This window comes from Streptomyces diversicolor, assembly GCF_057537855.1.
Map to the genome: position 1 here is coordinate 1 of NZ_BAAJXA010000059.1, position 11,918 is coordinate 11,918.

Here is an 11,918-nt window from a genome sequence, read left to right on the forward strand (position 1 = left end):
CTAGTACTGCAATCACAGTTATGGGGTTTGGCCTCGGCGTTTGTAGTGGCTGCGGCGAGCGCGTGTCTGACTGAGCCGTCTCCAGCATGACCAGTGCAGATGGTGCGTCGGGGTGAGGCGTTGGGGGTGGAGGAGCAGCCCGATCAGGCGACGGATCTCCGCGATGGACAGGGGTATCAGGCGGGTTTGTCCAAGATCGTTGCCCCCTTTGACAGTTCCTGGGCGCGAATGGTGGTCAGTGCGGCGAGGGCGGCCATGGACAGGGTCATGTGCCGCGACGCCGCTCGGCCCGCCAGGCGGACAGCGCCGGCTCGGTCAACTCCCAGCGGGCATCGGGCAGATCACTCGGATACGCACGACGTTCGGCCATGACCTGGACCTACCGCCGTCCGAGGGCGTGCGCCCAGGCGTGCACCGCAAGCAGCGGAAGCACGGGCCGCACGACGGGCGTCTTGGATGAGACAGGCGCAAGCCGCACTGCGTCCCAGGCGTCACCCCCTGCAGCACATGCGCCACATCCACTCCACCAGGCCCAGCGCAACGACCAACTCCCATCGAAAAATGCAGGATGAAGCTCACATTGAACGTGAAAACAACCTCTGAGGAGACGTTTTGCTGCCACCGGCCGGACGCGACAACGCCGCTGATCGCCGAAACCCCCAGCAAGACACCGATGAGACCCGTAAATGCACCAGCCGGGACACGCATCGGCCTCCACCAAGACCCATCACGGCCCCACACGAGTACGCCCAGTCCCCGACGCGGAACAGCGGCGCCGGAGCGGTCAGCCGATTCGCCACCAGTACCTCAATCACCTGGCCGTGCGTCAGCTCCCGCTCTCCCAACGCAGGGTGGCGCCGACCTGGAAGACCGACAGCGGCCTCCGGGCTTCCTGCCCCTCAGGAGCCGACAGGCCGTTCTCAGACCTCCCGGGGGTCTTGCTGGTCGAGCGCAGCCGGCACGCGAGTCGGATCGTCGATCAGATCGAACAGGTCGCTGGTCCGTCGCGCCCACTGCTCTGGATCCTCTCCCTCCGCGAACGCCGCGCCCGACGCGAACTGGCCCTGGAGGCTGACGGCAGTCTGCCAGCCAGGAACGCACCGAGCTCTCGGCCCAGGACGGCTCGCGACGAAGACGGCCGCATGAAGCGGGCCAGCTTGCCGGTCGCCGGGACGACGGTGCCGCTCACGCCCCGAGCCGCAACGGCATCGCGCACCCAGCCGCCATCCCAAGTATCGGGAAGCAGAACAGCGATCCGCTGAACGCCGGCGATCGCGTCCCTCCCCAGCGCGAGCGAGAGCCCTCCCGGATCCTCGTGGTAGTTCAGGTAGCGGGCGACGTCGACGCCCGGCGGGCAGACCTCGTCGAGCCCGACGTCGCCGACGAAGTTGCTGGGGTCGACGAGCCACCCACCCACCCGGAGGGCCGGTGCTCCCCCAGAACCTCCCGGACCACCGGCTGCGGCGGCGGTTCGATGCGTTCGGTGGCGACCTGGTCGTAGTCGACGCCGTCGACCAGCCGGATGTGCTCAGGCGCGCGTACCCACACCCGGTACTCCGCCGCTTCCACACTGCCGTCCTACGAGGCAGTGTTTTGCCCCTGCGCTATTCGGTGGCTTCGCAGGCCGCGAGGTAGTCCGCCCAGTTGTCCTGCGCATACTGAGCCCGCCTGTGTGCGGTGTGAGGGTGGATGCCGAAGAGGTCGCCGCTCGCGACGATCGGCGGGAGGCCGGCGACTGCTTCGATCATGGCTGTGTTGTGTGCGCTGAGGCCGGGAAGTCCGTGCTGTTGCAATCCGGATATCTTCGCTCGGAGGATCCGCGGGAGTGCGCCGTGCGTAAGGCGGATCGGCCGGCGTGAGCCAGTCCTACCGGTTGGAGGGAAGCACCGGCCCCCGGGCGATCAGGACGTCGGCTTCGTGGCGCCAGCCGAGCGAGGAGTAGAGACGCTGGCCTTCCTCACTGGCGATGAGAAGACCGGTACGGGCACCCTGGGACACGGCGGCCTCCGCCAGGGCGCTCATCATCGCACGGCCCAGGCCGCGTCGCCGGTGCGCCGCGTGCGTCTCGATGCGGTCGGCGATCGCATCGGCGCCGACCACGGCGATGGTGCCGCGTGCTGCCACCTCTCCGGAGGAGTCATGGAGGGAGACGACCGTGACTGGTCCCTCCGTGCGGACCTCGCGCTCGTACGGCGCGGCGGGCGCGTGCTGCGGGTGCTCGGTCAGATCGGTCGTCATGAACCACTCGGAGCGGTGGAGCACCTCCAGTCCGGCAGAGCCGACGACGGCTTCGACGGTGCCTGGGCGCAGCGTAGGCACGGTGAGCCAGGTGGTCTGCGTCGTGGCGGCGACGGCTGCCGCCAGCCGTGCCACGGACTCGGGCTCCTCGTCCGCACGCAGCGCGAACACCTCGACCTCGCGGCCGGGTTGGTCGCACTTGGACCGCAGGCCGTCCCCGGCGGACTCGACCGGCTCGGCCTCGGGCAGGGAGCGGGCCACGGTCCAGCCGTTCAGCCAACGTCGTATCAGCCCTGATTCGATCTTCGTCATCCGGCGATTAGACCATGACCGCAACCGGTGGACGGGCGAATAACCATCCCCTGTCGTCCGGTGTCCGGGCCCGCACCCCCCGGCTGGGAACGGGGTGCGGCCACCGTTTGATCATCGGGGGTTGTGTGGACTTGTGAAGTTCGTGCGGTGGCCGCGGGCCATAGCGCAGACCCTGCCCGCCGGCGGGCGATGTTCGAGCGCGTGATCAACCGACGTGAGAGGGCTGCGGTCTCCTGTCAGGCGTTCTCGTCGTGGATCCGCGCCCCCAGGTCCTCCGCCCCCGTCAGCGCCCACATCTTGAGCTCGTCGATCTGCCGGGAGGTGAGCCCGTATGCGGCGTAGTCCTCATCCTCGTACCAGTCCGCACCGGTGAGCCGGTCACGGAGATTCTCCAGGCTGAACTCATCGGGGGCGCGGCGGCGGCCGAGAGATTCGAGATCGGCGGTAGAGCGGTGTCGGGAGGCGGCCCGGACGATGAGGTCGCGGACGGTCCCGCGGTCGGCGAGCGCGCGAACCTTGGTGCCGATCACGTCGTCGAGGGAGAGGACGGGACCGTAGGGGGGTCTGGGCGGGCGGAGCCCAGAATGCCTCCTTGAGGATGTCGACCTCGCACTGCTCGCCGGTATCCGGGGCGATGACAAGAAACCGGCCGCTGAGGGGGTCGGTCTGGACATGTGTGGTCCGCCGGCCACGCGCGGCGAAGCCGGCTGTGAGGGCAGCGACGATCTCGTCCATCGGAGCGGGATTCTCGGTGGCAACGTGGAGATCACGGCTGACGCGTTCGACCAGACCATGGGCCTGCACAGCGTATCCGCCGGTGAGGACCAGAGGATAGGGAGAGCCGAGATCGAGGATATCGGCAAGGAGACGCTCATGGAGCGGGGTGAGCTCCACGCGGCCGTCGTGTCGGCCGGAGCGGTGCGGGGCAGCTCAGGGAAGGCGTGCTCCCAGACCTCACGGATGCAGGGACTGACCAGGCGACGCAGAACGGGCCACTGCTCGGCCAGCAGCCGGTGGTGCAGGAAGGCCGCCAGATCCTCACGCAGGCCCTCAGCATGAACCCCTGCACTACACCGAGTGCCCGCGAGCCCAGTACCAGGAGTTCGGCGAAGCCTGCCGCCTCGCAGAGGACATCGGCCACGATCCTCGTGAGCCGCTTGGTGATCACCTCGATGCCCGGGTGACGCAGCCGGGTCCGGCAACGGTGTCCGGGCGGCGTACCGGGGCGTCGGCTCCTGGACATGCACGATCTTCAGAGGCAGGCCACGCAGCAGCGCTTCGCGAGCCGCCCACTCGGCTGCGGCCCGGCTTTCGGGCGCCTCCGGAACTGGCCCGACCTCTCGCCCCGAGAACGCGACATTCTCGCGCTGATCGGCGACGGTCTGAGCAACCGCGAGACCGGCAAGAAGCTGTACCTGTCGGAGAAGACCGTCAAAAACCACATCTCCCGGCTGCTGGCCAGGCTGGGCGTGCAACGCCGCGTCCAGGCGGCGGTCATCGCCTCCCACGTGGACGAGCACGAGACCGGCCCGCACGGCTCCCACGAAGTGAAGGGTCGTTCTTCCCGCTGAGAGCGGCCGGGATCAGACGGCGGTGAGCAGATTCTTCACCTCTACGACGTCGGCGATCTCCCCTACCTCCGCCACCACGCGGGCCAGCGCCGCCGAGGGCATCCGGCCGGTCAGCTCCACCATGCCGTCGTGCACGGCCACCTCCACGTTTTCCCGGTCGCCCGGTGAGCAGCACGCTGCCATCGTTGCCTCGACCTCCCCGCGGATAGCGGCGTCGTCCCTGATGAGCGACTGCAGCAGCGCGTCACGGCGCACAACGCCCACCAGGCGGCCATCGCGGTCGGTGACAGGCATCCGCTTCAGGCGGGACAGCGCGGCGAGCCAGGCCGCCTCAGCAACGGTCGCGCCCGGGAGCACAGTGATCGCGGGACTTGTCATCAGGTCGGCGGCCAGGTCGCCACGGGCCTTGCCATGGATCCGGCGCTCACGCAGCCTGCCGATACGGCCGGGCCGGTGACCGGATGCCTCGAAGGCGACCTTGGCCAGCAGGTCGGACTCCGAGACGATGCCGACCACATGGTCCTCGGCATCCACTACCGGGAGCGCCCCGGCGTGCTGTCCTCCGCCGCGCCCGACCTCGACCTGCTCGAACGCCGTGAAAACGTCGCACTGCTCGCGGGCGAGGCCCAGTTGGAGGAGCGCGCGCAGGGCGCGGTGCGGCAGGGAGAGGTGGCCGCGCTGGCCGGGTGGTGCCCGGCCGCGGAGGTACCCCGCGTCGCCGGCCGCCTGGCCGCTGCGGGAGGTGCGCTGCTGCCGCTGCCAGCCCCGCGCGGAGCCGATCCGCCGACACTGCTGCGGCGGGGCCGGGCCGCCTCCTTCAGCCCGCTGGTGACGACGTACGGGACACCCGCCTACGCGGACATCGATCCTTCGTGGCCGGCGGGCCTTGCTTACGTCGCGATGTTCGGGATCATGTTCGGCGACGTGGGGCACGGGGCGCTCTTGGTCCTCGGTGCAGTCGCGTTGCGCCTCGGGTGGCCGCGTCGGTTGACCGGGGTGGGCCGGCTGTGGCCGTTCCTCGCAGGTGCGGGCGTCGCCTCGATGGTGGCGGGGGCCGCCTACGGCGAGTTCTTCGGGCCGACGGGGCTGCTGCCGGTGCTGTGGCTGAGCCCGCTGGAGAATCCTGCGCGTCTGCTGGCCGCTGCCGTCGTGCTCGGTGCCGGTCTGCTGACCCTCGCACACGCCGCCGGGGCGGTGAACCGGGTGCGTGAGGGCGGCTGGGGCTCGGCGCTGTACGCGGCGTCCGGCTGTGCCGGGTTGCTGTTCTACCTGGGCCTCGCTCTGGCCGCGGCGGGCCTGGTCCTGCACCGGCAGGCTCCGGCCGTCGCCGGAGCCGCTCTTGCCGTGACCGGGCTGGCGCTGGTGGCGTTCGGCCTGTTCCGGGCCACTGCGGGCGGCGGCGCGGGACTCGCCGAGACGGTGGTGCGGCTGTTCGACGTCGTCGTGCGGACCGGCACCAACACCCTGTCGTTCGCCCGGCTGGCCGCCTTCGGCCTGACCCATGCCGCACTCGCCGACCTGGTGTGGCGCGGTACCACCGGACTGGCCGGGCGTGGCGCCGCCGGGGTCGTGGGCGCCGCCCTGCTGTTCGTCGTGGGCACAGCCGTCTCCTTCGGTCTGGAGGCCCTGGTGGCCGGTGTGCAGGCGCTGCGGCTGGAGTTCTACGAACTCTTCTATCGGCTTTTCGAGACGGAGGGCCGCCCGTTCCGTCCCTGGCACGTTCCCCCGACGGAGCCTGCCGATCCCGCTACGAAGGTGATCCCATGCTCACCTGGCTGATCGTCCTGCCGGTCCTGGTCGCGGTGCTCGGCGCCGTCCGGCTGTCGCGGCGACGCCGGACCAGACACGCCTTCCGCTGGCTCCTGGCCACGAACCTCGCCCTCCTGGGCGGCGCCCTCGTCGTCCTCGCCACGACGTTGGCAGGTCCAGCGCATGCCTCGGCGCAGGCCGCTGCGTCCGGTGGGGTCAACGGATCCGCCTTGATCGGGGCGGCCATCGCGGTGGCCGGCGCGTCCATAGGAGCCGCGATCGCCGTCGCCTACACGGGTGCCGCGGCGCTGGCCGCGTTGAGCGAGCGTCCGGAGATGTTCGGCCGGGCGATGGTGATCGTCGGTCTGGCGGAGGGCATCGCGGTGTACGGGCTGGTGGTCGCGATCCTGCTGATCGGAAAGGCATGACGATGCCTACCGTGGCCGCTATCGGCACACGGACCAGCGTGTCCGGTCTGGCGCTTGCGGGAGTCGACGTGCTCGTCGCGGAGGATCCGGACGCCGTCCGCCGAACCTGGCGGACGCTGCCCCGCACGGTCGGCCTCGTGATCCTCACGGCCGATGCCGCCGAAGCGCTGGGCGGCGCCGCGACGGCGTCGGACCCGTCCCGGCCGCTGACGGTGGTGATGCCCGGATGACCGCGCCTGTGGACGCGCTGAGCCCCGTCCGCGCCGAGTTGCTGCGCGCGGCACGGGCCTCGGCCGACGCCGTACGGGACCGCGCTCAGGCCGATGCGGAGGAAACCCTGCGCTCAGCCCGTGCCACGGCCGACGCGGTGCTTGAGCGGGCCCGAAACCTCGGCAGAGCCGACGGTGCCGCCGAGGCGGCTCGGGAACGGGTGCGGGCGGTCCAGGACGCCTGGGCGGCGGAACTCGCGGCCCGCGCCGAGGTCCATGGGGCCCTGAGGGCCGCGGTCCGGGCGGGTGTGCGAAGGGAGTTCACGGAGGACTCGTCTCTCCGTCCGCGCTGCACGGAGACGGCACGAAAACTGTTGGGTCCGCAGGCGAAGGTCACGACAGCCTCGGAGGGCGGGGTGACGGCCGAGGTGCCCGGCCGACGGGTCGACCTGTCGGCGGACGCCCTCGCCGATCGTGCCCTGGACCGGCTGGGTGTCCGAGCCGAGCGGTTGTGGGTGCCGACATGACCGCCTCCGGCAACCCTTCGTCGGACTCGTCGGGCAGGCGCACACTGCCACAGATCCCATCGGGCACTCCGCCGGACGGCGCGGACCGGCCACGGATCCTCCGTGTCGCCGGCCCCCTCGTGGAGATCACCTGCCCGCCCACGGTGGCCATGCACGACCTGGTCATGCTGGGTGCCGCCCGACTGCCGGGCGAGGTGGTCGCCATCCACGGCGACACGGCCACCATTGAGGCGTACGAGTACACCGGCGGGCTGGCCCCCGGTCACCTTGCGGAGCCCCAGGGACGTCCCCTGTCGGTGCGGCCGGCACCGGATCTGCTCGGCGGCGTGTTCGACGGGCTGCTGCGTCCTCTGGCCGGCATCGGCGACCTTCTCACGGCGGGCGGACCGACGACGGGTGAACCGGGCCGTCGCGCCTGGTCGTTCATACCGCGAGTGGCTGAGGGAGCGCCGGTCGCAGCCGGTGACGTCCTCGGGGAGATCGGCGCGGGCGTGCCACTGCGACTCCTGGTGCCTGCGGACCTGTCGGGTGAGGTGACGTGGGTCGCTGCGGCCGGCGATCACCCCTCGGACGTCGTGCTCGCCGTGGTGGGCGGCCAAGAAGTGCGGTTGGAGCAGTCCTGGCCGGTGCGAAGACCGCGACCAGTCGCGCGGCGGTTGCCGGCGGACGTCCCCCTGAACACCGGGCAGCGGGCCGTCGACCTGCTCTTCCCGGTGGCACGTGGCAGCACCGTCGCCGTGCCCGGCGGCTTCGGCACCGGCAAGACCATGCTGCTGCAGCAGATCGCCAAGTGGTGCGACGCCGACGTCATCATCTACGTCGGCTGCGGCGAGCGCGGCAACGAGATGGCGGACGTCATCGAGGAGTTGGCGGAGCTGACCGATCCGCGTACCGGGGGTCGTCTGGCCGAACGGACCGTGACGATCGCGAACACCTCCAACATGCCGATGATGGCCCGTGAGGCCGGCGTGCACACGGGCGCGACGGTCTCCGAGTACTTCCGCGACATGGGCCTCGACGTCGTTCTGATCGCCGACTCGACGTCCCGATGGGCGGAGGCGCTGCGCGAGTTCGCCTCCCGGATGGGTGAACTCCCCGCCGAGGAAGGCTATCCGGCGGGGCTCGCCTCGCAACTGGCCGCGTTCTACGAGCGGGCCGCCGCCGTGCGCACCCTCGGCGGCGCGACCGGCTCGGTCACGGTGATCGGCGCGGTGTCTCCACCGGGCGGTGACCGCACCGAGCCCGTCACCGCGCACACCGAGCGCTTCGTACGCTGCCTGTGGAGCCTGGACCGCGATCTCGCTTACGCGCGCCACTATCCGGCCGTGTCCTGGTCGGAGTCCTTCTCCCGGGACGCCACCACGCTGGCCACCGCCCATGCCCAGGCCGGTGACGCCGAGTGGGCCGAGCGGCGTGGCCGTGTGGCGCGGCAGCTGGCGAAGGCGGACCGGCTGGCCGACCTCGTCGAACTGGTCGGCATCACGGCGCTGCCGCCCCGGGAACGGATCAGTGTGCTCGCCGGACGGCTGCTGCGCGAGGCCGCGATCCAGCAGAACGCGCTGTCCCCGGCGGACGCCTACAGCGCCCCCGCGAAGACGGCGGCCCTGGCGGAGGCCGTACTGACGGTCATCGACCGCTGCCTGGAGCTGGTGGACTCCGGAACCCCCGCGCAGGCCGTCGAAGCCGTCGACTTCACCCCGCTGCTGCGGGCGCGCGAGACGGCGGGCCCCGACGAGGCCGCACCGGTGACCGCGGCCCGCGACACCGTGCTGGCCCGGCTCAAGGAGGCGGTATGACCGACGCCGAGGGCATCGAGTACACGGGGGTACGGGATCTGCGCGGTCCGCTCCTGTTCGTCGAGGGAGTGAGCGGGGTCGGGTGGGACGAGTTCGCCACGATCGTCCTCGACTCCGGTGAACGACGGCACGGCCTGGTCCTGGACGTGGACCGCGACGTAGCAGTGGTGCAGGTCCTGGAGGGCACGGCCGGTCTGAGCCGCACCGGCAGCCGTGTCGCCTTCTCGGGGACGCCGCTGCGGATACCGGTCGGTGCCGGCTGGCTGGGACGGGTGTGCAACGGCCGGGGCGAAGCAGCCGACGGGGGGCCACCGGTGCTGGGCGGGTCGTACGCGGGGGTCGGCGGCGCGCCGATCAACCCGGTACGCCGGGAACCGCCGAACGAGGCGGTACTCACCGGTGTAGGCGCCGTGGACGTGCTCACCACGCTGGTGCGGGGCCAGAAGCTACCGGTGTTCTCGGCGGCCGGGCTGCCGCACCTGGAACTGGCCGTGCAGATCGCCGCTCAGGCCACGTGCGCAGGCGAGCCGTTCGCCGTCGTGTTCGCCGGCATGGGACTCACCCACGCCGACACGGCGTTCGTCCGCGAAGGACTGGCGGCCCGCTCGGCCGCAAGGGAACTGGTCCTGTTCCTCAACACCGCCGACGACCCGGTGATCGAACGGCTGCTCACCCCGCGACTCGCCCTGACCGTCGCCGAGCACCTGGCGTTCGGCCAGGGCCGTCACGTCCTGGTGGTGATGACGGACATGACGGCCTACGCGGAGGCGCTGCGTGAGGTGTCCGCCGCGCGTGGCGAGATTCCGGCCCGCCGGGCCTACCCCGGCTATCTCTACAGCGACCTCGCGTCCCTCTACGAACGCTGTGGCCGCATCAGGGGCCGACCAGGGTCGGTGACCATCCTGCCCGTCCTCACCATGCCCGCGGGCGACATCACCCACCCCGTCCCGGACCTCACCGGCTACATCACGGAAGGCCAGATCGTGCTGTCCGGCGAGGTGCATGCGGCAGGCACGTATCCGCCCGTGGATCCGCTGGCCTCGCTGTCGCGACTGATGCGCAAGGGAACCGGAGCGGGACGCACCCGCGCGGACCATTCGGCCGTCGCGGCGCAGTTGATCGCCGCGCTGGCCCGGTCGCGGCAGGTGCGGGAGCTCGCCGACCTGATCGGACGGTCGGCTCTCAGCCCGACCGATCTGCGCCATCTGGACCTGGAGGACGCTTTCCGGTGCCGGTTCCTCGCGCAGGGCACTGATGAGGACCGGTCGCTGGACGACTCTCTGGACCGGGCCTGGGAGGTGCTGCTGATCCTGCCGCGCAGCCAGCTCGGCATGCTTCCCGCCGACCTGCTCGACGCCCACGCTCCGCCGCAGGACCGGGAGGCAGGATGAGTCCGCGGGCGCGCCGGGTCCCGGTCGGCCGCGCCGGGCGTCTGCGGCTACGTCGCAGTCTCGCCACGGCGGTTCGCGGAGCGGGCCTCCTGGAACGCAAGCTCCGGCTCCTGCTGGACCAGGAGCACAGGGCACGGCAAGCGGCTGAGGACGCGGGCCGGGTGTGGCGACAGAGGCTGGCCGAGGCGGAAACCTGGCTGGTACGAGGCGTGCTGCTCGGCGGCGACCGCGCGCTGGCCGAGGCAGCGCCGGTGGAGCGGGCGCGCGTCGACGTCCGGTGGGGCGCGCTGATGGGCGTGCGCCACCCGGCGGCGCTCTGCTGGACGGACCCCGTCCGCTCCCCGTGGGAACAGACCCCGTCCAACACGGCCCTCGCGCACGCCGAGACGGCCTATCGTGCGGCGGCCCGTTCCGCGGCGGAACTCGCCGTGCACCGGGCAGCCGCCGAGCTTCTGGCCGCCGAGGCCGTACGGACTCGGCAGCGGGTCCGCGCGCTGCGCCGGCACTGGATCCCTCGACTACGGGACGAACTGAAGGTAGCGGAACTGGCGTTGGAGGAGGCGGAGCACGAAGAAGCGGTACGGCGCCGCTGGGCCGCCGGCCACGGCGGCCCTTGAACGTTTCGCGCAACCGCCCGACGATGGCGGGCCCACGGCCCGCCATCCGCCGCCGGTCCAGCATCAGTTCCCGTGCCGAATCTCCACGTGCTTCGCCTCCGCCCTCTCCGCGCCCAGACCCACGCTGACGGTCAGCACGCCGTCGGTGACACTCGGCGGGGATCACCATGTCCGACGTCACCACCACCGACCTCTACGAAGTGACCATGGCCATGTCCTACCTCCGGGAGAACATGCGGGCCCCGGCCACCTTCAGCCTCTTCGTCCGCGACCTTCCATCCGGCCGTGGCTTCCTGGTTGCCGCGGGTTGGAGTCCGCCCCGGAGTTTCTGGCCGGCTACCGCGTGGAGCAGGACGACATCGAGGAGTTCGCGGACGCCCTGCACCGTCCTGTCCAGGATCTCGAACCGCTCCTCGGCATCTCCTTCGAGGGCGAAGTGCGCGCCGTGCCGGAGGGCCATGTGGTGTTCGACGGCGAGCCGCTGCTGGAGGTGACCGCCCCGCTCCCGCAGGACCAGTTCGTCGAGACATACCTGCTGAACCAGCTGTGCCACCAGACGGTGGTCGCTTCGAAGGCGGCGCGCTGTGTCCTGGCCGCGGCCGGACGGCGATGGCGCCCTCGATGTGCCCGGCGTACAGGTCGGCCGTCTCGGTCGAGGCCCAGTGCAGCCTGCCGTCCAGCGCGGGCCGCTGGTAGAGGGGGTTGCCGAACAGAGAGTAGTCGGCGAGGTGGTGGACGGCCGGCGGAGCGGTCCACCGCTCGGTGCTCCAGTCCTGTATGTGAAGGGCCTCGGGTTCGGCGGCGGCCGGGCCGAAGAGCTGGATCAGCTGAGCGATCATGGCCTTCTCGAAGCCGGGACTGACGGCCTGGGCCGGTGCGAAGCCGAACAGGGCGGCGGGTTGCCCGTCGGGCCCGGACATCTCGTGCAACTGCTGCAGCGGGCCGGTTCTGCTGGCAGCAGCGCCCGCGAGTCCCGCGTCCCGCCAGAAGGCGGCAGGGTAGCGGGCGACGACCTTGGCGACCGCTCCCATCCACACCGGCCCGGTTCCCGGCCGGCTGGGCTGTCGTGGAAGCTTGCGC

11 protein-coding genes and 6 pseudogenes are annotated in these 11,918 nt (G+C 71.3%); 9 read left to right on the forward strand and 8 right to left on the reverse strand.

Annotated elements, in window-relative coordinates; all coding sequences use genetic code 11:
- Window positions 1-277: 277 nt before the first annotated feature.
- The 6 genes and pseudogenes from AC27LF_RS41135 to AC27LF_RS41160 all read right to left on the reverse strand — a co-directional run.
- Window positions 278-370 (reverse strand): annotated as a pseudogene (locus tag AC27LF_RS41135) (IS5 family transposase); the annotation flags it as partial.
- Window positions 371-979: 609 nt separating this feature from the next.
- On the reverse strand, window positions 980-1,417 hold the full coding sequence (locus AC27LF_RS41140; protein WP_479664437.1) for a hypothetical protein: 438 nt from the start codon (window positions 1,415-1,417) through the stop codon (window positions 980-982).
- Window positions 1,411-1,578: pseudogene (locus AC27LF_RS41145) on the reverse strand (DUF6233 domain-containing protein); the annotation flags it as partial. The gene AC27LF_RS41140 and the pseudogene AC27LF_RS41145, both read right to left, overlap by 7 nt.
- A gap of 26 nt (window positions 1,579-1,604) precedes the next feature.
- Window positions 1,605-1,748, reverse strand: a complete 144-nt coding sequence (locus AC27LF_RS41150; RefSeq protein ID WP_479664436.1) for a hypothetical protein — start codon at window positions 1,746-1,748, stop codon at window positions 1,605-1,607.
- 118 nt (window positions 1,749-1,866) lie between these two features.
- Complete coding sequence (locus AC27LF_RS41155; RefSeq protein ID WP_479664435.1) at window positions 1,867-2,550, reverse strand: GNAT family N-acetyltransferase; 684 nt, start codon at window positions 2,548-2,550, stop codon at window positions 1,867-1,869.
- 236 nt (window positions 2,551-2,786) lie between these two features.
- A pseudogene (locus AC27LF_RS41160) lies at window positions 2,787-3,444 on the reverse strand (nucleotidyl transferase AbiEii/AbiGii toxin family protein).
- Window positions 3,445-3,887: 443 nt separating this feature from the next.
- On the opposite strand from AC27LF_RS41160, the pseudogene AC27LF_RS41165 reads away from it, so the two are divergent.
- A pseudogene (locus tag AC27LF_RS41165) lies at window positions 3,888-4,121 on the forward strand (response regulator transcription factor); the annotation flags it as partial.
- Window positions 4,122-4,133: 12 nt separating this feature from the next.
- On the opposite strand, the gene AC27LF_RS41170 reads toward AC27LF_RS41165, so the two are convergent.
- Window positions 4,134-4,655 (reverse strand): CBS domain-containing protein, encoded by a 522-nt coding sequence (locus tag AC27LF_RS41170; RefSeq protein ID WP_479664434.1) that lies wholly within the window; start codon window positions 4,653-4,655, stop codon window positions 4,134-4,136.
- On the opposite strand from AC27LF_RS41170, the gene AC27LF_RS41175 reads away from it, so the two are divergent.
- The 8 genes and pseudogenes from AC27LF_RS41175 to AC27LF_RS41210 form a co-directional block, all read left to right on the forward strand.
- The gene (locus AC27LF_RS41175; RefSeq protein WP_479664433.1) at window positions 4,638-5,900 is read left to right on the forward strand and encodes a V-type ATPase 116kDa subunit family protein; all 1,263 of its coding nucleotides are present in this window, start codon (window positions 4,638-4,640) and stop codon (window positions 5,898-5,900) included. The genes AC27LF_RS41170 and AC27LF_RS41175 overlap by 18 nt on opposite strands.
- Window positions 5,885-6,298: an ATP synthase subunit C gene (locus AC27LF_RS41180; RefSeq protein ID WP_479664432.1), complete on the forward strand. Its 414-nt coding sequence runs from the start codon at window positions 5,885-5,887 to the stop codon at window positions 6,296-6,298. The genes AC27LF_RS41175 and AC27LF_RS41180 overlap by 16 nt, the downstream gene beginning before the upstream one ends.
- A 2-nt stretch (window positions 6,299-6,300) precedes the next feature.
- Complete coding sequence (locus tag AC27LF_RS41185; RefSeq protein WP_479664438.1) at window positions 6,301-6,528, forward strand: V-type ATP synthase subunit F; 228 nt, start codon at window positions 6,301-6,303, stop codon at window positions 6,526-6,528.
- Window positions 6,525-7,034 (forward strand): hypothetical protein, encoded by a 510-nt coding sequence (locus AC27LF_RS41190; RefSeq protein WP_479664431.1) that lies wholly within the window; start codon window positions 6,525-6,527, stop codon window positions 7,032-7,034. Before AC27LF_RS41185 ends, AC27LF_RS41190 begins: the two co-directional genes overlap by 4 nt.
- Complete coding sequence (locus AC27LF_RS41195) at window positions 7,031-8,830, forward strand: V-type ATP synthase subunit A (RefSeq protein WP_479664430.1); 1,800 nt, start codon at window positions 7,031-7,033, stop codon at window positions 8,828-8,830. The genes AC27LF_RS41190 and AC27LF_RS41195 overlap by 4 nt, the downstream gene beginning before the upstream one ends.
- Entirely contained in the window at window positions 8,827-10,221 is a 1,395-nt protein-coding gene (locus AC27LF_RS41200; protein WP_479664429.1) for a V-type ATP synthase subunit B, read from the forward strand. Before AC27LF_RS41195 ends, AC27LF_RS41200 begins: the two co-directional genes overlap by 4 nt.
- Complete coding sequence (locus tag AC27LF_RS41205) at window positions 10,218-10,838, forward strand: V-type ATP synthase subunit D (RefSeq protein WP_479664428.1); 621 nt, start codon at window positions 10,218-10,220, stop codon at window positions 10,836-10,838. Before AC27LF_RS41200 ends, AC27LF_RS41205 begins: the two co-directional genes overlap by 4 nt.
- Before the next feature lie 167 nt (window positions 10,839-11,005).
- Window positions 11,006-11,484: pseudogene (locus AC27LF_RS41210) on the forward strand (nicotinate phosphoribosyltransferase); the annotation flags it as partial.
- A 22-nt stretch (window positions 11,485-11,506) separates the two neighbouring features.
- Here the strand turns inward: AC27LF_RS41210 and AC27LF_RS41215 are convergent.
- Window positions 11,507-11,869: pseudogene (locus AC27LF_RS41215) on the reverse strand (FAD-dependent oxidoreductase); the annotation flags it as partial.
- Window positions 11,870-11,918: the final 49 nt, after the last annotated feature.